Origin of the sequence: Flagellimonas sp., assembly GCF_965222555.1 — a bacterium.
Taxonomy (GTDB): Bacteria; Bacteroidota; Bacteroidia; order Flavobacteriales; family Flavobacteriaceae; genus Flagellimonas.
In genome coordinates this window covers 407008-433706 of record NZ_CBDCUG010000004.1, presented here as the reverse complement: position 1 = coordinate 433706, position 26699 = coordinate 407008, and the positions used below count along the sequence as shown (strand labels likewise).

27 protein-coding genes, 1 other RNA gene and 1 pseudogene are annotated in these 26699 nt (G+C 39.7%); 9 read left to right on the top strand and 20 right to left on the bottom strand.

Features of this window, described 5'->3' with window-relative positions:
* Positions 1–7 precede the first annotated feature (7 nt).
* The 4 genes from ACOQO1_RS06375 to ACOQO1_RS06360 form a co-directional block, all read right to left on the bottom strand.
* The gene (locus ACOQO1_RS06375; RefSeq protein WP_420602031.1) at positions 8–667 is read right to left on the bottom strand and encodes a YggS family pyridoxal phosphate-dependent enzyme; all 660 of its coding nucleotides are present in this window, start codon (positions 665–667) and stop codon (positions 8–10) included.
* Positions 668–670: 3 nt separating this feature from the next.
* A complete protein-coding gene (locus ACOQO1_RS06370) occupies positions 671–1906 on the bottom strand; it encodes a DUF1015 domain-containing protein (protein ID WP_420602030.1) in 1236 nt (411 codons plus the stop codon).
* A 6-nt stretch (positions 1907–1912) separates the two neighbouring features.
* On the bottom strand, positions 1913–2800 hold the full coding sequence (locus tag ACOQO1_RS06365; RefSeq protein WP_420602029.1) for a 3-hydroxyacyl-CoA dehydrogenase family protein: 888 nt from the start codon (positions 2798–2800) through the stop codon (positions 1913–1915).
* 116 nt (positions 2801–2916) lie between these two features.
* Entirely contained in the window at positions 2917–3882 is a 966-nt protein-coding gene (locus ACOQO1_RS06360) for a Gfo/Idh/MocA family protein (RefSeq protein WP_420602028.1), read from the bottom strand.
* A gap of 113 nt (positions 3883–3995) precedes the next feature.
* Here ACOQO1_RS06360 and ACOQO1_RS06355 point away from each other — a divergent pair, with 113 nt between their 5' ends.
* Positions 3996–4637, top strand: a complete 642-nt coding sequence (locus tag ACOQO1_RS06355) for a protein-L-isoaspartate(D-aspartate) O-methyltransferase (protein ID WP_420602027.1) — start codon at positions 3996–3998, stop codon at positions 4635–4637.
* Here the strand turns inward: ACOQO1_RS06355 and smpB are convergent.
* Complete coding sequence (gene smpB / locus ACOQO1_RS06350) at positions 4634–5095, bottom strand: SsrA-binding protein SmpB (RefSeq protein ID WP_420602026.1); 462 nt, start codon at positions 5093–5095, stop codon at positions 4634–4636. The genes ACOQO1_RS06355 and smpB overlap by 4 nt on opposite strands.
* An 80-nt stretch (positions 5096–5175) precedes the next feature.
* On the opposite strand from smpB, the gene ACOQO1_RS06345 reads away from it, so the two are divergent.
* Positions 5176–5916, top strand: a complete 741-nt coding sequence (locus ACOQO1_RS06345) for a DUF6503 family protein (RefSeq protein ID WP_420602025.1) — start codon at positions 5176–5178, stop codon at positions 5914–5916.
* Here the strand turns inward: ACOQO1_RS06345 and ACOQO1_RS06340 are convergent, their stop codons facing one another.
* Positions 5917–6372 (bottom strand): histidine phosphatase family protein, encoded by a 456-nt coding sequence (locus ACOQO1_RS06340; protein WP_420602024.1) that lies wholly within the window; start codon positions 6370–6372, stop codon positions 5917–5919.
* A 150-nt stretch (positions 6373–6522) separates the two neighbouring features.
* Between ACOQO1_RS06340 and ACOQO1_RS06335 the strand changes: the two genes are divergently transcribed.
* Positions 6523–8001: a PorP/SprF family type IX secretion system membrane protein gene (locus ACOQO1_RS06335; RefSeq protein WP_420602023.1), complete on the top strand. Its 1479-nt coding sequence runs from the start codon at positions 6523–6525 to the stop codon at positions 7999–8001.
* 11 nt (positions 8002–8012) lie between these two features.
* Here ACOQO1_RS06335 and ACOQO1_RS06330 read toward each other — a convergent pair whose 3' ends face one another.
* Complete coding sequence (locus ACOQO1_RS06330; RefSeq protein WP_420602022.1) at positions 8013–8609, bottom strand: TetR/AcrR family transcriptional regulator; 597 nt, start codon at positions 8607–8609, stop codon at positions 8013–8015.
* Between the two features lie 121 nt (positions 8610–8730).
* Complete coding sequence (gene clpB, locus ACOQO1_RS06325) at positions 8731–11331, bottom strand: ATP-dependent chaperone ClpB (RefSeq protein WP_420602021.1); 2601 nt, start codon at positions 11329–11331, stop codon at positions 8731–8733.
* Between the two features lie 143 nt (positions 11332–11474).
* On the opposite strand from clpB, the gene ytxJ reads away from it, so the two are divergent.
* Positions 11475–11864, top strand: coding sequence for a bacillithiol system redox-active protein YtxJ (ytxJ, locus tag ACOQO1_RS06320; RefSeq protein WP_420602020.1), 390 nt, complete (start codon positions 11475–11477; stop codon positions 11862–11864).
* Positions 11865–11959: 95 nt separating this feature from the next.
* Here ytxJ and ACOQO1_RS06315 read toward each other — a convergent pair whose 3' ends face one another.
* Positions 11960–13165 (bottom strand): hypothetical protein, encoded by a 1206-nt coding sequence (locus ACOQO1_RS06315; RefSeq protein WP_420602019.1) that lies wholly within the window; start codon positions 13163–13165, stop codon positions 11960–11962.
* Between the two features lie 249 nt (positions 13166–13414).
* Here ACOQO1_RS06315 and glyA point away from each other — a divergent pair.
* Positions 13415–14694: pseudogene (glyA, locus tag ACOQO1_RS06310) on the top strand (serine hydroxymethyltransferase).
* Between the two features lie 71 nt (positions 14695–14765).
* Here glyA and ACOQO1_RS06305 read toward each other — a convergent pair.
* The 10 genes from ACOQO1_RS06305 to ACOQO1_RS06260 all read right to left on the bottom strand — a co-directional run bounded on the left by ACOQO1_RS06305 (position 14766) and on the right by ACOQO1_RS06260 (position 22878).
* Complete coding sequence (locus tag ACOQO1_RS06305) at positions 14766–15071, bottom strand: hypothetical protein (RefSeq protein WP_420602018.1); 306 nt, start codon at positions 15069–15071, stop codon at positions 14766–14768.
* Positions 15072–15581: 510 nt separating this feature from the next.
* Positions 15582–16112, bottom strand: coding sequence for a histidine kinase (locus ACOQO1_RS06300; RefSeq protein ID WP_420602017.1), 531 nt, complete (start codon positions 16110–16112; stop codon positions 15582–15584).
* Positions 16093–16251: a hypothetical protein gene (locus tag ACOQO1_RS06295; RefSeq protein WP_420602016.1), complete on the bottom strand. Its 159-nt coding sequence runs from the start codon at positions 16249–16251 to the stop codon at positions 16093–16095. The genes ACOQO1_RS06300 and ACOQO1_RS06295 overlap by 20 nt, the downstream gene beginning before the upstream one ends.
* Positions 16252–16336: 85 nt before the next feature.
* Positions 16337–18379: a tetratricopeptide repeat-containing sensor histidine kinase gene (locus ACOQO1_RS06290; RefSeq protein WP_420602015.1), complete on the bottom strand. Its 2043-nt coding sequence runs from the start codon at positions 18377–18379 to the stop codon at positions 16337–16339.
* 107 nt (positions 18380–18486) lie between these two features.
* Positions 18487–18684 (bottom strand): hypothetical protein, encoded by a 198-nt coding sequence (locus ACOQO1_RS06285; protein ID WP_420602014.1) that lies wholly within the window; start codon positions 18682–18684, stop codon positions 18487–18489.
* 31 nt (positions 18685–18715) lie between these two features.
* Positions 18716–18877 (bottom strand): hypothetical protein, encoded by a 162-nt coding sequence (locus ACOQO1_RS06280; protein ID WP_420602013.1) that lies wholly within the window; start codon positions 18875–18877, stop codon positions 18716–18718.
* Between the two features lie 140 nt (positions 18878–19017).
* Positions 19018–19752 (bottom strand): LytR/AlgR family response regulator transcription factor, encoded by a 735-nt coding sequence (locus ACOQO1_RS06275; RefSeq protein WP_420602012.1) that lies wholly within the window; start codon positions 19750–19752, stop codon positions 19018–19020.
* Positions 19753–19880: 128 nt separating this feature from the next.
* A complete protein-coding gene (locus tag ACOQO1_RS06270) occupies positions 19881–21437 on the bottom strand; it encodes a hypothetical protein (protein WP_420602011.1) in 1557 nt (518 codons plus the stop codon).
* A gap of 2 nt (positions 21438–21439) precedes the next feature.
* Positions 21440–21829, bottom strand: coding sequence for an acyl-CoA thioesterase (locus ACOQO1_RS06265; protein ID WP_420602010.1), 390 nt, complete (start codon positions 21827–21829; stop codon positions 21440–21442).
* 2 nt (positions 21830–21831) lie between these two features.
* Positions 21832–22878, bottom strand: coding sequence for a glutaminyl-peptide cyclotransferase (locus ACOQO1_RS06260; protein WP_420602009.1), 1047 nt, complete (start codon positions 22876–22878; stop codon positions 21832–21834).
* Positions 22879–22974: 96 nt separating this feature from the next.
* Here ACOQO1_RS06260 and ffs point away from each other — a divergent pair.
* The 4 genes from ffs to fsa all read left to right on the top strand — a co-directional run bounded on the left by ffs (position 22975) and on the right by fsa (position 25152).
* Positions 22975–23073, top strand: an RNA gene (gene ffs, locus ACOQO1_RS06255) — signal recognition particle sRNA small type.
* A 58-nt stretch (positions 23074–23131) separates the two neighbouring features.
* On the top strand, positions 23132–23941 hold the full coding sequence (locus ACOQO1_RS06250; RefSeq protein WP_420602008.1) for an SDR family oxidoreductase: 810 nt from the start codon (positions 23132–23134) through the stop codon (positions 23939–23941).
* A 33-nt stretch (positions 23942–23974) separates the two neighbouring features.
* The gene (locus tag ACOQO1_RS06245) at positions 23975–24391 is read left to right on the top strand and encodes a hypothetical protein (protein WP_420602007.1); all 417 of its coding nucleotides are present in this window, start codon (positions 23975–23977) and stop codon (positions 24389–24391) included.
* Positions 24392–24495: 104 nt separating this feature from the next.
* Complete coding sequence (gene fsa, locus ACOQO1_RS06240; protein ID WP_420602006.1) at positions 24496–25152, top strand: fructose-6-phosphate aldolase; 657 nt, start codon at positions 24496–24498, stop codon at positions 25150–25152.
* 60 nt (positions 25153–25212) lie between these two features.
* Here the strand turns inward: fsa and ACOQO1_RS06235 are convergent, their stop codons facing one another.
* Positions 25213–26598 carry a TlpA family protein disulfide reductase gene (locus tag ACOQO1_RS06235; RefSeq protein ID WP_420602005.1) on the bottom strand — a complete coding sequence of 462 codons (1386 nt, stop codon included), beginning with the start codon at positions 26596–26598 and terminating at the stop codon, positions 25213–25215.
* Between the last annotated feature and the right edge of the window lie 101 nt (positions 26599–26699).

The following is a 26699-nucleotide window of genomic DNA, read 5'->3' as shown; positions in this document are numbered from 1 at the left end:
AATAGTGTTACGAATAGTTTCGTGCTCCAAAGATACTACTTCCAATGCGCACCATGGTGCTGCCTTCTTCAATGGCAATGTTATAATCCCCGCTCATACCCATGGATAGTACAGAAATTTCAGGAAGTTTTTGTCTTAAATCATCGTAGATGGATTTCAAAAAACGGAACTCCTTGCGAACTTGATCCAAATCATGGGTAAAGGTTGCCATGCCCATAAGCCCAACTATTTTGATTTTTTCAAGATTTTTAAACACATCGGAATTGATGATTTCTTCCAATTCAGCTTGATTTAGCCCAAATTTAGTCTCTTCCTCTGCAATATGTATCTGCAACAAGCACGGAATTACCCGATTGTGCTTTTTGGCCTGTTTGTCAATTTCTGTCAACAATCGAAAGCTGTCCACTCCGTGGATGAGTGAAACATATTCGGCCATATACTTTACTTTGTTGCGCTGTACGTGTCCGATCATGTGCCATTCGATGTCTTTGGGGAGTGCTTCCCACTTTTGGGTCATCTCCTGGATTTTGTTTTCACCAAAAACCCGCTGACCGGCATGGTAAGCTTCCAAAATGGCATCGTTGGGCTTGGTTTTGGAAACAGCAACCAATGTTACCTCTTTAGGAATGGAACCTTTTACTTTTCTTAAATTCTCTTTTATCGACATGCGCTAAAATTCATAAATCGTCAACCCACTTCTAAGTTTGGGCTCAATATAGGTGCTTTTTGGTGGCATTACCAACCCGGCATCGGCTATAGCCTTTATTTCGTTTATATTGATGGGCACCAAACTGAATCCAACCGCAAATTCCCCTTTGTCCACACTATCCTTCATTTTAATGACATTGTGCTTACCATATCCATAGGCAATACGTTTGTCATTTCTTAAGTCTGAAATCCCTAAAATAGGCTCCAGTATGGTTTTGTAAAGGATTTGGGTGTCCAGTTCACTGAGTGCATCATCAAATGTATAGACCTTTTTTCGGAGGTACAACGAATAAAAATCCCCATCCAGATACATGCTGAAGTGATGTTTTTTGGAAGGTTTATATAATCCGTCCTCCTTTTTTTCTATTCTGAAATAGGTGTCCAGCTGAATCAGGAATTCTTCCGTGGAATAGCCATTTAAATCCTTGACCATTCGGTTGAACTCATAAATCTTGATGTCCGATTCTGGAATCAAATAGGCCATGAAAAAATTGTAGGCTTCATCTCCAGTGTGCAAAGTATTTTCGGATTTCTTTTTTTCAGCCAAAAGATTGGATGAGGCACTTCTGTGGTGACCATCCGCGATATAAAGTGCATCTATTTTTCCAAATGCGCGCTGAAGCCTTTCAATAATTTTGGAATCCCTCACTTTCCAAAGCTTATGATTGACTTTATCTGGAGTGGTAAAATCGTAATCCGGTCGCTTGGCAGATTCTTGCCGCAAAATTGGCTCAATGCCACCATTGTCCGAGTACGTCATAAGCGCAGGTTCGGCATTAAAGCCTACCGTGTCCAAGTAATCTGCAAAGAGTTTTTCCCTTCGGCGAATAGTGTCTTCATGTTTTTTGATGACATCATTTTGATAGTCCAATACACTACAGGCACAGAAAAAGCCCAAAGTGGTCAAGTTGCCTTTTGAGATTTCGTACAAATAAAAGCTATCCTGTTCATCTTTTTTGAAGATATCTTCCTCCAAGAATTCCAAATAGCGATTATGTACCAACTTAAAGCGTTCTTTACCAGATACGTTTTTATGGAACTTGAAACCAGGATTGATAATATGAAGAAAAGAGAAGGGGTTGTATTTCAATACAGACTTCAACTCATCTTTTGAGTATTCCTCGTACGAACGGGAAGCGACAAAAGCTGCTTTATCAGGTGCTGGGCGAATGGCCTTGAATGGTTTTATATGGGCCATGGTGGTTTAACTGAATTGAGCTGAAACTTTTTCAGCCTTTCGGGATTCGGCGTAATCATAAAATCCTTCTCCGGATTTTACCCCGAGTTTTCCTGCCATTACCATGTTTACCAATAGGGGACAGGGAGCGTATTTTGGATTTTTGAAACCGTCGTACATGACCTTCAAAATGGACAAGCATACATCAAGCCCTATAAAATCTGCTAATTGTAAGGGCCCCATGGGATGGGCCATGCCCAATTTCATTACAGTGTCAATTTCCTGAACTCCTGCGACCTGATTGTACAAGGTTTCAATGGCTTCATTGATCATCGGCATTAAAATTCTATTGGCCACAAAACCAGGATAATCGTTTACTTCCGTGGGTGTCTTGCCCAACTGCTTGGACAGTTCCATAATGGTTTTAGTGACCTCATCAGAAGTGCTGTAACCCCTGATGATCTCCACAAGTTTCATAATGGGAACGGGGTTCATAAAATGCATTCCAATGACCTTACTGGGGCGCTGTGTAGCCGCTGCAATTTGGGTTATGGATATGGAAGAGGTGTTGGTGGCCAAAATAGTATTTGCATCACAGATTTCATCCAAATCCTTGAAAATTTGAAGCTTGATATTTAAGTTTTCAGTAGCCGCTTCTACAACCAAATCTGTTTTTTGAACACCCTTTTTTAGATCAGTGAATGTTGTGATATTGCCTAAGGTGTTGCTTTTTCCTTCCTCTTTAATAACACCTTTGGACACCATCCTGTCCAAGTTCTTGGCTATGGTTGCCAATCCTTTGTCCAAAGAGGCTTGTGCGATGTCGATAAGGTTTACCTGAAATCCATTTTGTGCAAAAACGTGGGCAATTCCGTTGCCCATGGTTCCGGCTCCTATTACTGCTATAGTTTTCATTTAGTTTGAGTTTTATGGTCAATTCGAGCTGTCATCCTGAGCTTGTCGAAGGAACATCGAGAATACTTAATAATTGATATAGATGTAATCACACTTCGACAGGCTCAGTGTGACCTTTATTTTTTAAACGATTCAATAATTTGCAACGCCACACGAAGGGCCTGGGTTCCCTGATCTAGGGTTACAACGGGCTCGGTGTTATTGTTAATAGCATCCGCAAAGGTTTCCAGCTCGTCCAGAATGGCATTATTGGTCTCAATTTCCGGGTTTTCAAAATAAATCTGTTTTTTCTCCCCTTCGGCATTTTGCAAGATCATGTCAAAATCACCGGGTTTTTCTGGGGCGTCCGTCATTTTGACCACTTCCACCTTTTTTTCTAAAAAGTCCACAGAGATGTAAGCATCCCGTTGAAAGAATCTGGATTTTCGCATATTCTTCAAAGAAATCCTGCTTGAGGTGAGATTGGCCACACATCCATTTTCAAACTCAATTCGGGCATTGGCAATATCCGGCGACTTGCTTATTACGGAAACGCCACTGGCATTGATATTCTTTACTTCGGAGTTTACCACACTTAAAATTGCATCAATATCATGAATCATTAAATCCAAAACGACAGGGACATCGGTACCTCTGGGATTGAATTCTGCCAAGCGATGTGTTTCTATAAACATTGGAGTCTCAATCTTGTCCTTTACGGCTAAAAAAGCAGGATTGAATCGTTCCACATGACCTACCTGACCTTTTATGTCATGCTTTTTGGCCATTTGAAGCAGTTCTTCAGCTTCTTCGGCAGTGTTGGTAATGGGTTTTTCTATGAAGATGTGCTTTCCTTTTTCAATGGCTTTTTTTGCGCAATCAAAATGGGAAAGGGTAGGGGTAACAATGTCAACCACATCAACGGCATCCATAAGTGCGTTGATATTTTCAAAGTAGGAATAGCCAAATTCATCCGCTACTTTTTTTGCGTTGATCTCATCGGGGTCGTAAAAACCTATGAGTTCATATTTACTGGATTCATTTAAGAGCCTAAGGTGAATTTTACCCAAATGTCCTGCACCAAGGACACCTACTTTTAGCATACTTCCTGTTTTTGTCAAAAATACGGATATGGTGTCATTCTTCCATAAAAATAGGTCGCATCTATCCATAAAATCCTTCGGAACTTTTTAAATTCGTGTACCAGACCAAAGACATGAAGGATACATTGAAGCATAGGGGTATGCGCAATAAGTTGGTGGAAGTGCTGTCTGCCAAAGGAATACAGGATAAAGCCGTTTTGGATGCCATCAAAACAGTACCCAGACATTTGTTCCTGGACAGTGGTTTTGAAGATCATGCGTACCAAGACAAAGCCTTTCCCATAGGTGCAGAGCAGACCATTTCACAACCCTATACGGTTGCGTTTCAAACGGAATTACTCAAGATAAGGCCAAACGACAAAATCTTGGAGATAGGCACGGGAAGTGGTTATCAAACAGCAGTTTTATTGCATCTGAGAGCTAAAGTATATACTATTGAACGGCAGCAGGAACTCTTTAAAGCGACCAAGCTGTTTTTCAATAAAATGGGATATCGACCTAAAAAGGTAATTTTTGGGGATGGATACAAAGGTTTGCCTGCTGAAGCTCCTTTTGATGGAATTATTGTTACGGCGGGAGCACCCATGGTGCCTAAACCCTTACTATCACAATTGAAAGTAGGAGGGAGGTTGGTGATTCCTGTGGGGGTAGATGAGCAGGTAATGACCTTGTTTATAAGAAAATCAGAAAAGGAATTTGAAAAGCAGGAATTGGGCGCTTTTCGATTTGTGCCCTTATTAGAAGATAAAAACTAGGAATTGAAATTCTTTTTAATTCGGGAAAGATTGCGTTTGTTGTCACGATCTTTGATAGTTTCCCGTTTGTCGTACAGTTTTTTACCCTTTGCAAGCCCTATTTTTACTTTGGCCAATCCTCGTTCATTGATGAAAAGATTAAGGGGGATTATGGTAAGCCCCGATGTGGTCACCTCTTTTCGCAATTTTTTCAGCTCCCTTTTGTTCAAGAGCAGTTTACGTTCCGCTTTGGGTTTATGATTGTAATACCCTCCGTGACTGTATTCATCAATCTGCATATTGATCACAAAAAGTTCTCCCTTTTCATTAAATTCGCAGAAACTTTGGGAAATAGATGCCTTGCCCAACCGAATGGATTTAATTTCGGTACCCCCTAACACTATTCCGGCCGTATAGGTATCCAAAATCTCGTAATCAAACCGAGCGCGTTTGTTCTTTATGTTAATGTTTTTCTGCATTGCTGGCAAAAATAGAAACTCTTTGCAAAGAAAATTGTAATGTTACAGAGTATTTTACGATTGTAAAGAAAACTGGACCAATGAAAGGAATCTTTTTCGCCATAATGGCACTTTTGGTTGTTTCATGTAAAGAAAACACCAAACCTCAACCAACTGCGCAAGAAATTGTGGATAAATCCATTGAAGTCAGTGGGGGAATTAAATATACTGACCATGATACATCTTTTGAATTTCGTGACAAGAAGTATGTTTCCCAAATATCCGAAGGGAAGAAGATTTTGAAACGAATCTCGGTTTTGGACTCTGTGACCATTACGGATATTAAGACCAATTCAACGTTTCAACGTTTTATGAGCGATTCTTTGTTGAGTTTACCCGATTCCATTTCCAACCGCTATGCAAATTCGGTGAACTCCGTACATTATTTTGCCAGGTTACCCTACGGATTAAATGATAAGGCGGTGAACAAGGAATTGTTGGGAGAGGAAATCATTAACGGAACTAAATATTATAAAGTTAAGGTCACTTTTGACCAAGCCGGTGGCGGTGATGATTTTGATGACACTTATGTGTATTGGTTCAACAAGGAAACTTTTAAACCCGATTATTTGGCGTATAGTTTTCACGTGGATGGTGGAGGACAACGTTTCCGAGAAGCTTATAACGAACGCTATGTAAATGGAATTCGTTTTGTGGATTATAACAATTACAAGCCTAAAAAGAAAGGAACTGAGATTCTTAAAATAGGGCAACTTTTTGGAAAAGACGAGTTGGAGTTATTATCCAAGATAGAACTATCGGCGATTGAAGTTATTAGGTAATTAGTCTATATTCAAACGAATATCGGTTGCTTCGCCATCTATGATTCGGATAATAAACAGACTGCCATTGTCACTATCGTCCATTTGTTCGTACTTTTCTATATCCAACATTTTGTTTACAAAAGAAGGTGTAGTGTTGCTATGGCCTACAACAAGCACGTTTTTTCCTTCATTTTCAGCTTTAAATGCTTCAATATCTATGGAGCTGGGGTCATAGTATTTTATATCAATATTTTTTTTGACAGAAGTTGGGGCAGCGGTCATGGATGTCCGCTCGTAATTGGTAGAATATATGGCATCTAGCCCAATAGGATCAAAAATTTCTGCCCAGTGCATTGCCCTTCCCAATCCATCCTGATTTAATTCGGGATCTCTATTTTCAGGGTTGGTGCGATCTTTTTCAGAATGTCTAATAAAATAGAAAGTGGAAATCACAGGATCTTTTGTAATTTCCATATCTTTATTTGAATTATTGCAGCTGGTGCTTCCAACAATAAAAATTGTAATCGCAATCAAAAGTTTGGTGATTCGCATAATAATTGATCTAAAGTCCCCTTTTTTTACGTATCAATACTTAAATGTAACGTTTAATTTTCATTTTCTGGTATGACCAAACCGCATGTCTTTTTTGTTTTTTTGATGGTGGCCTCATTTTCATGGGCGCAGGAAATTACATTACCTCCTGATTTTAGACAGCATAACCTCACTCAGTTCAATGCCAATTTATTAAATTCTACTTATTCCTTAGATTGGAATACTCCAAATTCCTTTTCCGTTTGGTCTCGTTGGCAATGGCAGACCATTGATGGTGACCCAACCAGCTTGTTTGCCAATTATACACATCAATTCAATCAAAAATCTGTTTTGGGGATTGGGTTATTACAACATAATACTGGTGTTTTCTTAAATACCGGAGCGAATCTAAACTATGTTTATGCATTTTCTTTGGATGATACCATGAAATTGGTAGTAGGGACTAACGTTGCGGCATTTAGCAAGGAATTAGCAGATGATAGGTTTGACCTAAACCCTGATATTGATTTACCTCAATTGGAAAACTCCAGCGAGTTTATCATGCAATTTTCTCCCGCGGTAAGGTTACAGATTAATCGATTTAGTGTAGGGCTCGCCGTTGAAAATGCGATTTATCTCAATTTATCCGATAGTGGAAGTGAAAGTTCTGAAGATGAAAGTATTTTTACTGGAACATTGAGCAATGATTTCCCATTGGCATTGTTCCCAGGGCTAGACAACAGTTTTGTACGTCCAATGATTTATGTTAGGGCAATTCCCAACGCAGATACCCAATTTGGTATCAATGGACTGCTTTCCACCTCTAAATTTTGGTTGCAGGGTGGTTATAATAATTTCTATGGCATATCTGGTGGTGCAGGTGTAACTTTTGCTAGAAAATTTTCTATTGGTGGGTTACTGGAATTTGGAACAGACAGTGTTTTGGACAATGAAGACCCTACTCTGGAATTAATTGCATCATATCACTTTGGAAAATCGAATAAGCGAAAGAAAGTGGCGGAAGTTGACAAGGAGCAAGAAAAACGTGATGCAATTGAAGAGCAAAAACTTGCGGAAGCCAAAGAGGCAGAAAAAAGGGAAAAAGAGCAGCAATTGAAGTTAGCTGAAGAAAAACGATTGGAAACCGAAAGACAACAACAATTGCTTGCAGAGCAAGCAAAGGTGCAAGATTCTATTGCAAAGGTAAGGTTAATAGCCAAAGAATTATTGGACGAACAAAGGAAGAGAGATAGTATAGCCGAGCTACAAAGGGAAAAGATAGAGGTTAAACCCAACGAAAAATATGAAGAGATAGCCAAAGCAGAAGGGTTGGAACCTGGCTTTTATTTGATTGCGAATGTGTTTGGAACGAAACATTACTTTGAAAGTTTCATGCTCACCTTAAAGAAAAAAGGATTGGAACCAAAATCATTTTATAGAAGCCTTAATAAGTTTAATTACGTGTATTTGCAGCGCTATAATACCATGCAGGAGGCTCGAAAGGCCCGAGATAGCAAGTTCTTTGGAAAATACCCAGACAAAACCTGGATTTTTAGGGTGAGGGGAGATTAAATTTGAGTAAACTATTTTTTTATTTCCCTTTGCACCAAATGCTCTAAATAGGCAATGGTATTGATAAGGTATTTTCGGTCGCGGGTCATGGTGCTCATGGCAATGGAACCTTGGAGCATGGTAAACAATTGTTTGGCAAATTGGAGTGGGGGAACGGGTAAATGAATTTCATTCTGATTAACGCCATTTTCAAGAACAAGGGCAATTTTGCCCTCAATTTCCATTATGGTCTCCTTTACCGCTGCTGCCAATAACTTATTATTGTTTTGCGCATCCACGCCAACATTGAGTATGGGGCATCCGCCAAAAGGAAGAGTGAACACATCATATTGTCGGTAGAATCGCAAGAGTGAAAAAACCTTGTCCAAAGCACCACCATCAACCTCTAATTTTTCATCGATCACAGCAAGAAGGTGGTTTCGATTATACTCAAAGGCAGATAGGGCAAGGGCTTCTTTATTCTCAAAATTTCCATAGATGGCACCTTTGGTGAGCCCTGTAGCTTCGGTAAGATCACTCATGCTGGTACCAATATATCCATACTTGTTGAAGATGGGAGCTACGGTCTCAATAATATAAGCGGTTGTCCGTTCTGCTTTTTTGGTCATAGTGGTCGGGTTGGTTCTGGGTATAGCTAATATATAAAAAACAGATACTGTATGGTATATTAAAACACAAAAGCCCTTACTTTTAACATAATAAGGGCTTTGATTATCTTAAAAAACCTACTTATTCCACTAGCTCATTTTGATTTCTGAAGACCAATTGGTCATCAAAAGAATCCAGTAAAACGATACTGTCCGCTTTTATTTTCCCAGCCAAAAGTTCTTTGGAAAGGTTGTTAAGCACCTCTTTTTGTATCAACCGTTTTACTGGTCTTGCTCCAAATTGAGGGTCGTATCCTTTTTCTGCCAAATATGTAATGGCTTCTTCCGTGGCATCCAAAGTAATGTGCTGCCTGGAAACCATCTTTTTGAGCTGATCCAATTGTAACCGTACAATTTCCTTGATATCTGACTTGGTCAATGGAGTGAACATAATGATATCATCGATACGGTTCAAGAACTCTGGTCTGATAGTCTTGCGAAGCAAGCCCATGACCTCGATTCGAGCTGCATCAGCTGCACTTTCCAAATCTACTGCACCCTCAAACTTCTCTTGAATGATGGGACTTCCCATATTACTGGTCATAATGATAATGGAATTTTTGAAATCCGCCACACGACCTTTATTGTCCGTCAATCGGCCTTCATCCAATACCTGCAATAGAATGTTGAACGTATCGGGATGCGCCTTTTCAATTTCATCCAAAAGAACCACGGAGTATGGCTTTCGTCGAACAGCCTCGGTCAATTGACCGCCTTCATCATAACCTACATATCCTGGAGGTGCTCCAACCAATCTACTTACGGAATGACGTTCTTGGTACTCACTCATATCAATGCGGGTAATGGCATTTTCATCATCAAAAAGATAAGCTGCCAATGTTTTGGCCAATTCTGTCTTACCAACACCTGTGTTTCCGAGGAACAGGAATGAACCTATCGGTTTTTTAGCATCCTGTAAACCAGCTCTACTTCTTCTAATTGCATCTGAAACCGCGACAATGGCTTCTTCTTGACCTACGACGCGTTTATGGAGCACATCTTCCAACTGTAGTAGTTTTTCGCGCTCGCTCTGCATCATTTTGGTCATGGGAATGCCTGTCCATTTGGCAACCACTTCGGCAATGTCCTCATTGGTCACTTCTTCTTTGATCAAGGTTCCAGAACTCTGTTGTTCTGCCAATTCCTCTTGAAGTTTTTCAAGCCGTTCCTGGGATTCCTTTATTTTTCCATAGCGTAACTCTGCCACTTTTCCATAATCCCCATTACGTTCTGCGCGCTCCGCTTCAAGTTTAAAGTTTTCAATATCCTGTTTTGTCTTTTGGATGTTGTCCACCACACTTTTTTCGCTTTCCCATTGCGCAAAAATCTCATTGCGATCTTCTTTTAAATTGGCCAATTCCAGATTCAAACTTTGAAGCTTCGCCTTATCGTTTTCTCGTTTGATGGCTTCAATCTCAATTTCCAACTGCATTATTTTTCGGTCGAGCACATCCAATTCTTCGGGTTTGGAATTGATTTCCATGCGAAGTTTGGAAGCTGCTTCATCCATAAGGTCGATAGCTTTGTCGGGCAAAAACCGGTTGGTGATATAACGTTGCGAAAGCTCCACTGCCGATATCACCGCCTCATCCTTAATACGCACCTTATGGTGAGCTTCATATTTTTCTTTGATACCCCTTAGGATGGAAATGGCACTTTCGGTATCGGGCTCATCAATGACTACTTTTTGAAACCTACGCTCCAAGGCCTTGTCCTTTTCAAAATACTTTTGATATTCATCTAGGGTGGTGGCTCCAATGGCTCTAAGTTCACCTCTTGCCAAAGCTGGTTTTAAAATGTTAGCGGCATCCATGGCGCCTTGGCCACCTCCAGCACCTACAAGGGTGTGTATCTCATCAATAAAGAGTACAATGTCACCATCTGAAGAGGTAACTTCTTTGATGACCGCTTTTAATCGCTCCTCAAACTCTCCTTTATATTTGGCACCGGCAATCAATGCACCCATATCAAGGGAATAAATTGTCTTGTCCTTGAGGTTTTCTGGGATGTCTCCTTGCACAATTCGATGGGCCAATCCTTCGGCGATGGCCGTTTTACCCACCCCGGGCTCACCAACCAGCATGGGGTTGTTCTTGGTTCTACGGGATAGAATTTGAAGTACCCTTCTAATTTCTTCATCACGTCCAATAACGGGATCCAATTTACCACTGTCCGCTAGTTGGTTTAGGTTTTTGGCGTACTTATCCAAGGAATTATAGGTGTCCTCTGCACTCTGCGAAGTTACTTTACCTCCTTTTCTGAGTTCTTCAATGGCGGCCTTCAAGTCTTTTTCGGTTACTCCCTGATCTTTTAGGATTTGGGCAATTTTACTTTTTGATTTGAAAATAGCCAAGAGCAAATGTTCTATGGATACATATTCATCGCCCATCTTCTTTGCTACGATACTGGCCTCGTTCAATGATTTTCCAGCTTCCCTGGAAAGCATGAGTTCCCCACCCGAAACTTTGGAAAAACTTTCCAATTCTTTTTCCAAGATTTGACTGATCAGTGATGTATTGACATTCAATTTTTTTAAAATAAACGGCAAAACATTTTCATCCACCTCGGTAATGGCCTTAAAAATATGCTCGTTTTCTATTTGTTGATGTCCAAGCCCTTGCGCAAGCTGTTGCGCTTGCTGAATGGCTTCCTGTGATTTTATAGTGAAATTATTTAAGTTCATTTCAATGTTTTATTTCCTCTATTTCAACAACCTTACCATAGGTAAAGCACCGTCAAAATGTCGGTAAAACCCTAAAAACAAAGGACATTTCGTCAGTTTGTAAGCTTTTTGCCCAAGCTCGACATAACTATTAAATTAGCAGCATGGGAATATTTAATAGTTTATTTGGCAGGAAAGAAGAAAAGCAAAGAGAAGAAAGACAAGTTCCGTGGATACCTTTGGTAAGCTTGGAACAACTGGATGAGATTGCTGAAAAATCAAAAACTAGGACCCAACTTATTTTTAAGCATTCCACCACTTGTGGTATTAGCCGAATGGTGTTGAATATGTTCACCTCGGCATATACTCTGGGAGAAGATGTAGACGTCTATTTTTTGGACTTACACGCGCATCGTGATATTTCCAATGCTGTGGCAGCTAAATTTCAGGTAATGCACCAATCTCCACAATTATTGATTATTAAAAATGGAGAGACTAGCTTCCATACTTCACATGGCGCCATAACAGATACCAACATAGAAGAATATGTATAATATAAAAGCCCCGACTACATCGTCGGGGCTTTGTTTTTTTTAAATGAACTGTTACGTTCGAGTGTTGTTTTTTAAGTCTCGATTTGATAATTTATTTAATCATTGAACTGATTATCGGCCACAAACCGGTTCTGGGCAATAATGGACTTTAATCTTAATTTTAAGTCCTCCCCTGCATCATAGACCATTTGTTCATTGGTAGGGAACGGCACAGCCCTAACGTTCAGCAAGGTAATTAGATCTGTATCCAAAGCTCTTTTATCTCCTCTATAGTTGGCATACACATGCTCAAAGACAAATTCACTACTTAAGGGATAAGAGTTGATTTCCTGACCACTCTCTAAATCGGTAATACTAACTTTAGCACCAATTTGGGCGGCCTTAAATTGTGTGAACTGGTAAAAATTGCACTTCACCTTTTTGAACTTATCAACTTTTATGTCGTTTCCAAGACTGTCTTTAGCCACATTTCCATTATCGTCCAAAACATAATCATAACCATCCTTGACCAGTTTTTCCTTTATGATCTGCTTTTCGTTTACTTGTTCAGGAGAAACATTGATCTCTCTAAAATCAAGGTTCAGCGCATAGTCATATTTAATATTGGCCACTGGATTGGAATGGTACTCCATCCAAAAGTCATTGATGCCATATGAATTGAAATCCAATAGTTCGTCTTCCAATCGTTCAGGAATAATCTGTTGAGTGTCATTACCGATTTCAACCCTAACATATTCAAGTCCTTTGGCATAGGCATCCTCCATTTTGCCAATGGTTTCTTTATACCCTGGGTTTATTTCCTGCAAATATTTCAACTCGCTATAAGCGGCTCTATAATCCTCTTTTTCGTCAGCAGAAGTCAAAAGATTATTGGCATTGCTGTACAAATACTCGGATAGATTGTTTTTTGTAGCTACGATTCTCGAATCATAATTTACAAAATCGAAAGAAGCGTTCCTGTTTTCGTCATAAATAGGAAGGGGCATTAATGGTCTGATTCGTTCCTGAATCTGTTTCAGTTGCAAATACTTGTTGTAAATGGTTTCCAAGTTTGCAGGATTACCATCTCCTTTTAAAAAGGATATTTGCTCCATTTCACGCTGAGCATTTTTGGCAAACGCATCTTCCAACAAAACAACATAGGCCTGATGCCCTTTTTTGGTTTTATTTTCCGCAAGGTTTTTAATGGCCTTGTTCATGGCAGAAATATAGTTGCCACTGTTCAATGCTTCTTGGGTTTTTTTTACTCCACCACATGCGGCAAGTAGAATTAATGTGCTAATGAGTAATATTTTTTTCATGGCTTTTTGATTTTATTGGTTTTTAGTTGGTTTCCAACAGCCGTGCCAAAAACCTATACACTAGTAACGAAAAAGGATAAACGGTAGTATAATTTCGATGAAATACACAAAAAACACGCTTTTTTTAGTAATTCTGGAGTAAAAACAGATTGTTAATTGCCTTTTGATAAAATACATGATCCCACCTATTTTTTTGGGTTCAAATTCCCTTTGTATTTGTAATTTTGGGACTTCTTAATTTAAAGGCAAATGCAAAGAGACCACCAGATTTTTGACCTCATTGAGGATGAAAGAAAAAGACAACTTGAAGGGATAGAACTTATTGCTTCGGAAAATTTTACAAGCCCCCAGGTAATGGAGGCGGCAGGTTCCGTGTTGACCAATAAATATGCTGAGGGATATCCAGGTAAACGTTATTATGGAGGCTGTGAAGTAGTTGATGAGGTGGAGCAATTGGCCATTGACCGCGCCAAGGAGCTTTTTGGAGCCGTATATGCCAACGTACAGCCCCATTCCGGCTCGCAGGCCAATGCAGCCGTATACCATGCCTGTTTAAAACCCGGAGATACCATTTTAGGCTTTGACCTTTCACACGGCGGACACCTTACACACGGTTCACCAGTAAATTTCTCTGGAAAATTGTACAATCCTGTGTTTTATGGTGTTGATGAGGAGACCGGGACCTTGAATTATGACAAGATCCAAGAAATAGCAACTAAGGAACAGCCAAAGTTGATTATTGCTGGAGCTTCTGCGTATTCACGGGATATGGACTTTAAACGTTTTAGAGAGATTGCTGATAGCGTAAATGCCATTTTATTGGCAGATATATCACATCCGGCAGGGTTGATAGCCAAAGGTATCATGAACGATCCGGTACCACATTGCCATATAGTAACCACTACCACACATAAAACATTGAGAGGCCCTAGGGGAGGACTCATCCTTATGGGAGAGAATTTTGAAAATCCATTTGGAATAAGGCTTAAGAACGGTAATCTGCGTAAAATGTCTGGTCTGCTGGATTTAGCAGTGTTCCCAGGTAACCAAGGAGGGACCATTGGAGCATATCATTGCTGCCAAGGCGGTTGCTTTTGGAGAGGCATTGTCCGACAATTTCTTACATTACATGCTTCAGGTGAAGAAGAACGCTGATGCCATGGCCAAAGCATTTATGAAAAGAGACTACAAAGTAATTTCTGGAGGAACGGACAACCACATGATGTTGATCGACCTCAGAAACAAAAATATTACTGGGAAAGATGCTGAAAAAGCATTGGATTTGGTCGCTATTACGGCAAACAAAAACATGGTGCCTTTTGATGATCAGTCTCCGTTTATTACTTCGGGAATCAGATTTGGGACTTCTGCAATAACTACCAGAGGTTTAAAGGAAGCCGATATGGAAACCATTGTGGATTTTATTGATAGTGTTATTATGAACCCTAGCGATGAAGCCCATATAGCCCAAATAAAAAACAAAGGTCAATGACCTAATGAAGTCACGACCTTTATTTACTACTGATTAGAAACTACCTAAGCTTTATTTGAACTAGTATTTTTTGTTTCGTTAATTAATCCAAAAGAAAAAAAATCTTCTTTACGGAGCTGTCTTGTTTTTAAGGTGTATACCGTTTACATCGTGTTGTACCTCATCATCAAAGTAAAGGCCCCAATAATCAAAATAGGTACTTTGATTTTTTGAAATCTCCGTGGTATTTTGCGTGTTGTCCTCAAAAACGGGAACAAAAATTTCATAGGGCATTTCGGTAAGTCCTTTGGTAAAATACACAAAGTGTTCACTTGCCTTGGATATAATGTCCTCTAACTGAGCCGGAATACTATGATCGTAGATTCTGGTAATTATTAAGGATGTATCCTTAAAAATGTAATGAAAGTTCCGCAATGTCTACGGTATTGTGGTTGTCGGCACATAGTTTTTGAAAGGCTGCTTCAAAGGATGATATAGTTGCATCTTTTTTTGGCGTATGCAAAACCACCCCCAATTACCATTGTTAAAATGGTGAAGGCTCTCAGTAAGTCCAAAATTACAATATAGGTCTAGGACCAAATCTGTGTTCTCGTTATCGGTATGGTAACGGCATTGTACTCCTACCTTCGGCAAAAAAACTCTTTTTCTAGGACTTTAATAAACTCATTTAACCCATTCGCGGTAACAAAAGTCCGCATACCGCTCAGGGGGGAAATTAGGGGTTGACTTTTTTTTGGAATGGCATAATTTTGTGGTTTGCATGAATGTTCTCTTTCAAAGTTAAAACGAATCTTTTTCTTCAGATTGGAGGAAAACCTTAAAAATTCTGGGGTTTTTTCTCCTATTTGTACGTTTTTTTTTGAAAAAAGCGTCACAAAAAAGGACTTTCTTGTGAACTGGCAAACCTAGCGGTTAAGTAGAATTTTAAATAAAACCTCTGTTCTTGGCTGCGAGAATCAAGGCAAGATCATTCTCATTTTCCGTTCCAAAAAGTGATTTCAAATGTCGCTTTCTGTTCTCTATGGAAGATGGCGATAATTGAATATGGTTTTCCAAATCCTTGTTTTTGGTGCCAATGGAAAGATGGTACAATATCTTCTTGTCCTTTTCATCCAAGTTGATGTCATTGGCCATTTTCTTCCTAATGGCAGAGAGCGCCTTGGAGGAATAATACGGAGGATTCAGCGTAACGGTCTTAACTGCATCTTCCAAGGTTTTTGGATCTATATCGGTCTTTACCAAATACCCATCTGGATCAACAGATTTAAGGATACTGTTTATTCTGTAGCTGTCACTAAAAGAGGACATGAACACGATCTTGGTCTCTGGCACCAGTTTACGAGCCAGTATGCCCAAGTTTTCCCCGGTTACCGGTTGGTGTTCATTGGGCGGGAACAATTGTACGTCCAAGAACAAAATGTCATATCTAAAGGAGTTAACGGAATCCTCTATCATTTTTTTTGCCCTGATCATAGGTGTTGGCCGTATCCACTATAATATTGTACCCCTCAAATTCCACACGCTCCAGGATAAACTTATATCCCAGCATGGTCATTTCATGATCATCAATGGCTAAAATTCTAAGTGTTTGCATACTGCTGTTTTTTGGTTGGTCCCACTAAACATTCATCACTTGTTTGTGATCCATTATGTCAATGGGATCTTCTGGTCTTGTATCATCATAGGGGGAACACTACCTTAGTTGTGGTTCCCTTACCTTTTTTACTGTCAACGGTAAGGTCTCCGTTTATTTTTTCAACTCTCGAAATTATATTTCGCAAGCCAATGCCTCTTTTGCCCTTACCGGTGTCAAAACCAATGCCATCGTCCGAAATTTTTAGCTCCAGCATACTGCCTTTCACCTCAAAGCTTACCTGAATATTATCACACTGGGCATGTTTAACACAGTTTTGGAGCGATTCCTGAACAATTCTGTAGATATTGATCTTAATATCCCCATCAAGATTGTCCCATTCCACGCCCTCGGCATATGTAAAAGAACACGAAATCCCTGAAGATGTACCTATGGTACTGATTAAATCCTCCAGAGATACAATAAAGTTATAAAATTTTTGGTAGGATGCATCACTCAGCTCATGCGAAATGGTCCTTATTTCCTCTTCCAATTGCTGCAGTTTTTCTATAAGATCGGCCCGGTATTGTACCGAAGCTTCGTCATCCTTATCATTTAAGCCACTTAAGATGAGTCGTATCCCCAACATTTCTCCCAAAATACCATCGTGAAGCTCTTCTGAAATACGCTTTTGTTCCAGCTGTTTGCCCTCTTCAAATTTTCCCTGCTGGGACAGCATAAGGTTGTAGATTTCTTGATTGCTCTCCTGTTGTTTTTGTTGAAATTTAAGCCTGTTGTTGCTGATGCGCTGCGAAATAATAATAAAAAATGCCACCCCTAAAAGGAGGAGCCCCAACGCGACACCTGTCCATATTTGCTTTTGTTTGGAGAGCAGCTCGTTTCTTTGGATTACTTCATCCGTTTCCAACCGGATACGGGCAAATTTATCCCTGATTGCCCGTTCTTCATGCTTTATTTTTTCATTGAGTTCGTAATATTCATCGGAATAAGCGACCGCGTTTTCTGAATCTATGGCTGTAAGAAGCCTTAACACCTGTAAATGATGGTCATTGTTGGATGTTTCTTTAGCGAGCGTCAAGGATTCTTTGGCAAATTGTTTGGCCAATGTTGTATCTCCTGCCGTAGCTAGCAATTCTGAATAATACTGTTTGGCCCGGGCCTGGTCATTTTCTACAGATAGAGGCATGCTGTCGTTCAAACTAATGGCTTTTTCTAACAACTCTTTAGCTCCTTCTAAATCTTTCTCCCCTTTAAAAATAGCATAGCCGCGGCTTGTTACCACTTTAGAATATAAAGATGTATTCTCGGTACTTAAACCTTTGTCATTAAAAAGTTTTAGGTAAGCTTTGGCTGATTTTAAATACTCCTTATTTCTTAGATATTCATTAGCAATATTATTTCCATTCTCCCAGATATAAGAAGTCCTATTGTCAGGTTCAAATTCTTCGATATCCTCCCTTGCTTTTTGGAAGTACTCTAATGCTTTTTCAGAATTATTCATTCCACTGGCAACCATACCCAAAATATTGTTGCAGTTATAGATTCTTTTACGGTCTTCCAAATCCTCAAAAATTCGTAACGCTTCTGTAATGTTTACCTCGGCACCCAAATAGTCCTTAAAATAATCTTGAATTCTCCCCATGCTATATAAAATTCTACCTCTCAATGAAAGGGAGGTGGAATCTAAGGGCATTTGATCAAAGCTTTTATAGGCTTTTTCGTAATGGAAATAGGCACTGTCCATAACCCCATAGGATTTAAAGAAGGCTGCCAAATCCCAATGGGACTCTCCCAAGGCTTTATAGATTTTATCATCTCTTGATAAATCCATGACCCTTCGGTTCATATTTCTAAAGCCAGTTGAATCTTCCAGTTTTTTATAGGCCAAAGAAACTCTTGAAAGATGGTCTAAACGGACGGTGTCGTTTGAAAAAGTATTCGCTTTTTCTGTAGCATTGACCAAGTATTGTTTACGACCTTGCAGCGATAGTTGTGTACTGTCCCGAGCTATATTGATCCACTCATTTATGACAGCAGATTCAGAATCCAAAGGAGTTACCTTGTCCTTGGATTGCTTTCCACAGCAGGTTAAAAGAATAAAAAAAAGTATTAAACCCTTGTTTTTCAAATTGATGTACTAAAAAGTAAGCAAATGTTTGTTTTCTTTTACTACAAGGTAAAAAAAAAGCCCCAAACCAGATACGATCAGGGGCTATGTTTTAAAACTATCATAGGTCACAATTCTCTATCATCATCCATTGAGGACTTTAAAGCTGAAAAATTGCTTACCGTGTTAACGTTGATGTTTGTTTCTTCTTTTAAAAGTGCCATCTCCTCAGAGACCGAAGAACTTTGTTCGTTGGAGCTGCTGTTACAGGCCAAGACACAGAAACTGGCAATTAAAAGGAGAGTTTTTGAGGTTAACTTTTTCATCTTGATGTGTTTAAAGAGTCAAGATGGTATATTAGTTTCTGTCGTCGGAGCCAGAGCTTTGTCCAGTGTTAGCATCCTGATCTCCAATTTCCGCCATAAGAGCTTCGGTTTCTTTCACATCACTTTCCGGTTCACAAGAGAACATTCCAAGAGTCAAAACTGCTACAGCCAAAATACCAAATACTTTTTTCATAATAATCATGTTTTAAGGTTAGAACTTATGGTTTATGCAGCCAAGATATTATGAGGAAGGGATGCTGGGGACATGGCACGGATTATTTTAGTATCCGTACCAATTGTGATAGAATTTCACAGAAAACTGTAAGAATTACACTAATTAAGTGATTTAATGGCCGTTTTGGAGAGCATATCCTTTAGGGCATCGATCTTGTCCTTGTAGGTTTTGGAAAAGGGCAGTTCCTCTTCATGCTCGTTACGAAGTGTGCACATAGATTTTCCGTAGTTGATACGGGAAACATATCTGCTGTTTAGTATATAGCTTTGGTGTATTCGTATAAAACTCTTAGGTAAACGCTGCTCAAACGATTTTAGTGTCTTGAACGCACTTACAACATTGCCGTCCTTCATAAAGAAGTCCGTGGCATTGTTGTCAGATTTTAGATATAGGATTTCGTCCGTGTCCAAATAGCGGTAGTCGTTATATGACTTTAAGCAGATGGTGGAGGGCATGTGTTGTTTTGGATGCCGCTTTCTAAGTCGCATAATGGTCTTACGGATGTCGAATTCATTGTGCGGTAAGATCCAATAATCAAAAAAGCTGCTCTTTATGGCATTGTAAGCATACTTTTTGGTAGCGGAATATCCTATAATAACAGGTAAGGTCTTAATGAACTGGCCAAGTTCCGATACCATTTGAAAGTAGTCCATGCCTTCTTCATTAAGGTTGATCAGCACTACATCTGGCATAAACTTTAGAATGGAATTCAACCCCTCCGTTGCATCCTTGGCAGTGGCCACACAGGAGAAATCTCCATACTCTTGCAAGTACAATTGCAATTGTAGCTTGGAGCCAGCATTGGAATCTATTATGATGTAGGTGTAATTCATCGCTAATCTACTGGGTGCAAGTTACTAACGAGTAAAAAAAACTCATTGCAGTTTTCCCTTAAAAAAATTGTAGATTTCCCCCAAAATGAAGGATTTTTCGTTAAAAAAACATTGTTTTTAGCCTAAAACTAGTTGTCTACACTCTTTTCATAAGCACCAATGTCAGGATTGGGCGTTCTGTCATTCCCTAAAATATCACTGACAATTGGAGGAACAATGGTGGGGTCGGCAGCATCAATTGCCGCCGAATTGCTTCCTATATGAAATTGATTTTCAAATGGTCTTTGAAAATCTGGATCCTGATTAAAAATATTATTTTGATAATGATCCAAATCATCAAAGTTGTACAGGGGATTGTCTGTAAACTGATTATTTGAATCATTGAATGTCAATAGGCAATTTTTAAAATTGAAGTTGAACGCTGCCCCGGCATTTTCAAAAAGTGAAAACTCAATGGATTGGGTACCATCTATTATACAATTCACAAAGGCCGCATTTTCCAAGTCGGCGGTGAGCGTTTCACCACTCGTGCCGGTGGTAAAATTATCTAATAATAGGGTAGGAGCGGTACGTGGCCCATTGTTCCAGAAGTTGGCGAAAGTACAATGCGTAAAAACATACTTGCCACCCACATTGCCATAAAAGGAACTGCCCCCGGCACTTCCCAATACAGTATTTTCTGCTATTATACTGGCCGTTGTGGCCCACAGATTGTGATTTTGGCTATTGTACACCTGGACATTTTTCAATGTAAGGGTTGGGTCGGTCAAAACACCATCGCCATCCGCTCGTATACCTACAGTGGCATTTTTAATGGTAAGATGGGAAATAAGATTGTTGTTGCTCCCTTCCCTTATCCAAATAGTGCCCCATTGCCCGGGTTCATTGGCATAGGTAGGCTCCAAACGGTCCCCTTCAAAGATAACTTCGTTTTCCAATATCTCTTGATCTTGGCTCAATGCACCATTAATGTGTATTGCAGCTCCATCGTTGACAATAATACCCGAGTTTTTATGGAAATGTACGCGGGTACCTGCTTCCATGTCCAAAATATTCCCTTCGGGAACAGCTGCATAACCGTAAATAACATATGGTTTTTCTTTGGAGAACTGCAGTTCGTCAGTTTCCAGAAAAAATCCTTCCACTCGAATTTCGTTCCCATCTTCATCCATACCCAATACCAGTGTTTCCTTTGTGCCGTTGGAAAGCGTTCGGGGATACAAAAAAACAGCATCCTTTACCAAGGTCACCAATTGTACCTCTTGTTGGTTGGCGCCGCTGCCAAATACTATCGCATCGGTATGTAAAAATTCATTTTTCTGGGTCGGGGATACATCAAAGGTGGTTTCAATAAATACAAAAAGACTGTCCTTGGCCAACAGGGGGATGTTGTCGAACTCTTTTCCTGCCTGTCCGTCCACATTGAGTCTGTAGCTGCTGTTCTGTCCATCTTCCAGACCAACAAATGGAATAAGGACATCCTCGTTGCTTCTGTTGTATACCTTTAAGGTATAGGTGCTGCTGCCTATGTTGGTGAAAATGGTATCCAAAAAAACAGTGTCCTTGGAAAATTGAAGATTGCCGGAACTTGGGACGTAATCAAAATCTTTTCGGCAAGAACTTATGGAAATGGCAAGTACCAGCCCAATTACAATACTTCCCAATTTTATATACCAACGATCCACGGTTAATTGAATAGATTTTGAACAGCTACTGGAACACGTTTTGGTTTAAACGTCTCAGCATCCAAAAGGCACCATTCCGTACAAGCATTAACCAAGACATTGCCTGTTTTATTGTTTTTGATTTCCACAACCCTGATGGACAATGGACCTTTGGTACCCTTAATATAGGTGGAGACTTCAATGGTGTCTCCCAGTATTGCGGATTTGGAATAGGTGATGTTGTGGTTTTTAACTACCCAGATCATTTTATCCCTAACGGCAGGGGTGGTGGCCGCTATCCAATGTTTTTTGGAAATCTCCTGGATCCATTCCACATACCTAATATTGTTCACATGGTTCAGCTCATCCAGATCGTCTTGTTTAACAGGAAAGGTTTGGGAATAGGTCTGCATTACTATTTCTTTCTGATTTTGACCTCAAAGAGCTTGTCCCAGTTTTTGCCAGTGACAAAAAACGTTCCTCTTTCCTTGTGATAGGCCACCCCGTTCAACACAGAATTGCCCTCATCCCATTGGGGTCCCTTTTTGACCTTGTTCTTAAGTCCACCAAAATTGATCACACCTTCTATGGCTCCTGATGTTGCATCAATGATCATCATGCTTTCTTTTTGGTAAACGTTGGCATAGATTTTCCCATCCACATATTCCAATTCGTTGGCCATATTGAAAATGGACTTATTGGTCACGGTTTCTATGTACCCCTGTTCTTCCAATGAATCAGGATCTAAAAACCAAATTTTTTCCGTTCCATCGCTTTTGAATATTTTTTTTCCATCGTTGCACAGCCCCCAACCTTCGCGACTTTCACCATAACTGAAATTCTTGATTTTTTCTAGATTAGCCGGATGGTACACATACCCAATGCCCGCTCTCCAGGTAAGATGGTAAAGATTATTGTTCATTAAGGTAATGCCCTCGCCAAAAATGGTGTTGTCCATATCTATTTTTTGAAGGATTTCCCCGGTTTCAAAATTTACTTTTCTAACTGTGGAAGCACCCTTTTTTCCTGTACTTTCAAACAAGACTCCATTGCTGAACTCCAGACCCTGCGTATATGCGGTTGGGTCATGGGAATAAGTGTTGATGATATCATAGGTATAAACCTCAGGGGCCTTGGCCGCCAATAACCGAATCTTCTTTTTTATTTCAACAGACTGTTCTTCAAAACCAATATTGGCCACAAGGACCTTATTTCCCAAAGTTGGCATATCCAATTTGAGTTTTCCATTGGTCAATGGTAGTTCTTTGCCATCAATAGAATAGGATACACTGGAGATTTCCAGGTCCTTTTTGTTTTTAATGGCAACTCCAACTTCTTGATGTTGTTGAAACTTATTTTTGTTTCCTTCCAATTGTATATCAAAAAATTTAGAAGGGTCTGCATTACCTCCGCAACCGAGGAAAAAAAGTAAGAACCCACTGATAGAAAATAACTTGACCATAGTTTTGATAACTTGTTTCATTTTTTATGACCTTGGGTATCGAAATTAAGGATGAATTGGGATTGCAGCAAATTTAAAAGGTCGTATATTTGCACTTGGCAAGTCCTACACGACCAGCTCCTGCAAAATCCCCCAGGGTGGGAACGCAGCAAGGGTATGCGGTCGTAGCGGTGCGATGTAGGTAGCTTGCCTTTTTTTGTGCCCTAAATTCTCATGATCATGTATCTTTCCAGTCCAAAAACAAACTGTTAGAATGGATAAAAAAGTTGTTTTGATAACCGGAGGTTCCTCTGGAATAGGTAAATCTATAGGAACGTATTTGACAGGTAGAGGTTTTACCGTGTACGGAACCACCAGAAATCCCAAGAACTATCCAGATTTTGATGCTTTTGAGCTGATGCAGTTGGATGTGAAGCAGTCAGAAAGTGTTGAAAAAACAGTTAGTGATGTTATAGGTAAGGAAGGCAGATTGGATGTTTTGATCAATAATGCCGGAGTGGGAATCACGGGGCCGGTAGAGGAAACTCCGTATGAAGAGATTCAAAATGTTTTTGATATTAATTTTCATGGCCCTGTACGCATGATGAAGGCCGTATTGCCACAAATGCGCAAACAAGGAGGGGGGCTTATCATCAATACCACTTCCATAGCTGGATATATGGGATTGCCGTTTAGAGGGTATTATTCCGCTTCAAAGGGAGCTTTGGGGTTGATAACCGAAGCCTTGAGCATGGAGACCAAAAAGTTCGGTATTTCCATTACCAATCTTGCCCCGGGTGATTTTGCCACCAACATTGCTGCAGGACGTTACCATGCTCCAGTGATAAAGGACTCCGCCTATGAACAAGCTTATCAAAATAGTTTGGATTTGATGAACGAGCATGTGGATGCCGGAGGGGATCCCATGCAGGTGGCTAAAAAGGTGCACAAAATTATTTTGAAGACAAACCCTAAGATTCATTACCCTGTGGGAGAGTTTATGCAAAAGTTTTCACTCTTCTTAAAGAAAATTTTACCAGATAGGGTCTATGAAAAACTTTTACTCAACCATTACAAGTTGTAAAGCGATGGCATGTTTTTTGATTACTGAAAAAACATGGGAAAAAGTAAAAGATTACTAGGACTATTTTGTGCAGCCGGAATTCTTCTTCTTCAAGGCTGCGATGAAATCTACGAGTGTGTGTTCAACATTAATCCGGAAATCCACGATAAGCCTTTGGAGATAGGGCTTGTGGGCGAAAGGTACCGAGGTTTTGTGACCGCGGAAATAAGTAACGAAGTCAATGACAATGACTACGATTATAACTTCGATATTTTTGGTGAGCTTCCACCTGGAATTTTTTATGACATTAGGCGTAGGTCCATAGAATTTTATGGAACTCCAGAAGAACGGGGTGTTTACAGGTTCAAAGTGGAATTGTTTGTTGAATCTTATGACTATGACGGGTATGATGGAAGTCCAACGTGTTCGGATTCAACGGTTAGGGAGTTCGTTATTCAGGTAGTGGATTAGCACTAACCCCACCATTTTGTTAAACAATAATAACCGGCCTTCCTTCTTATTGTTGTAAATTCGCAACTGATTCATTTCTACACAACTTAAAACAGCACATAAGAATGAAATTTTTTATTGATACGGCCAATCTTGACCAAATTTCTGAGGCGCAGCAGCTAGGGGTTTTAGATGGCGTTACCACCAATCCTTCGTTAATGGCCAAGGAAGGTATAACGGGTAAAGAGAATATTCTAAAACACTATGTGGACATCTGCAACATTGTTGATGGTGATGTTTCCGCCGAAGTGGTATCCACGGAATTTGATGCCATGGTAAAAGAAGGAGAGGAGTTGGCCAAATTGCATGAACAAATAGTGGTCAAAGTCCCCATGATTAGGGATGGAGTTAAAGCCTTGAAATATTTTTCTGATAATGGAATCCGAACCAATTGTACATTGGTTTTCTCTGCAGGGCAAGCGCTACTTGCTGCTAAGGCGGGCGCAACCTATGTTTCACCATTTTTGGGTAGGTTGGATGATATTTCTACAGATGGATTGAACCTTATTGCAGAAATCCGCCAGATTTATGATAACTATGCTTTTGATACCCAGATTCTGGCAGCCTCAATACGACATACCATGCACGTAATAGACTGTGCCAAAATTGGGGCAGATGTTATGACAGGCCCATTATCTTCCATTGAAGGGCTTCTAAAACACCCGCTAACGGATATTGGATTGGAAAAGTTTTTGGCAGACTACCGTAAAGGCAATAGCTAAAAGAAAAAGAAATTCAAATTGGGAAAATCCTGAGAGCTTATGTTCTTGGGATTTTTTGATTTAGAAGGAACCGTAGACGCTTGCAAAGCCATCTACGATCTGGTTGTCATTCACAATAACACATTTATTCAAGTTATCAATGATCATGGCAGTTTGAATCTCTTTAAAGTCCTCTGCATGATATTGATTGCTTTTGTCCAGGTGGTTTTCCTCTATAATGTTGGTCCACTGTTCAAAACCTGTCCTTACGTTAATGCCGACAAAATTATGGTCAGGATATTTTTTTTGAAGTTTGGCTATGTGCCCTATAATGTTTTTGAAGTGTCTTTTCTGTGAAGCCGACCAAAAATAAAATACGGTCTTTTTTTGTTTGCCAAGGGCTTTTAAGGAAACCTTGTTGTTGTCCATATCCGTGACGAGCAGGTCAGGAAGGTCATTTTTTGGCTGAAGGTTTTGAATACCACGATACAAACGGGTAATCTCTTCCTTGTGTGTTTCATTGGATGATAACGAGCGGAATTTGTCAATAAATATCTGACATTCCATATTTGTGGCTCCTCGTTCTTTTAAAAGATAGTCCATGGCAATATTCCTAAAAAGAATATCCCTGAGCTCAGTTTCCTGTACCAAGCTGTCAACCAGTTTAAGCTTATGCTTGTTAAAATGTAAAAGTTCGCTAACGGGAGCTTCCTCGTTGTCACAACTCTTCATGCATGACATATAGGACAAATTGCCAAAATGATATTTCATGAAATCAAAGTAAGGCCTAAAATAGGTAAGCTCACTACTATTTAAGTCGATGTTGTTTCTATAGTCGTAAAAGGAAGGGGATAAATCATGAACGCTTTTTTCACCTGTCTTCCATTTATGTTTAAAAGGATATTTCTCCTTATGTATATAACTGTTGTAGTCAATGGACGCCTTTGCCAGAGCTAAACCTCTTTCAGATATTTGATTGTCTGCGGTCAACTCATCAAGTTGTTTAAGTTTTAGAAGCCGCAGAGAATCCAGCTTTTTGCTGAACACCTCGGGCTCAAGCCCATAATAAGAATAGACCAGCGGTTCCTCCTGCTCATAGGCAAGGAACATCTCTATCAAAAAATTATTGATCTCACTTCCATTTCCAGAGAAAACCAAGGATTCATCAAACTCCATGGTATTTAACCGTATAAGGATACTGTCCCCTTCATGAAGATATAGGTATTGTAACTCGGGATTGTGATCAAAATGATACAGCCCTTCTTCAATTCCCTGTAAATTAAATGCAAAACGATTCCCCTCATCCAATTTAACGGAATCGATGTATGTGTCATTTCTGTAAAGGACAACATACTCGCTTGTTGGGTTCACAATCTCCCCACCGAAGAAAACTGAAGGGCATTCCCCTGATTTTTCAGAGCATGCAAAAACAGAGAGAAGGGTGAGGCCGAGTAAAAGTCTTATCATAAAGAGAATCAACTTGTTTGACGAACAAAATTAAGAATACCATAAAGCCTATCTTGTTAATAGCTAGTTAAATGTTGTAAAACATTGTAATTGTGTAGTTT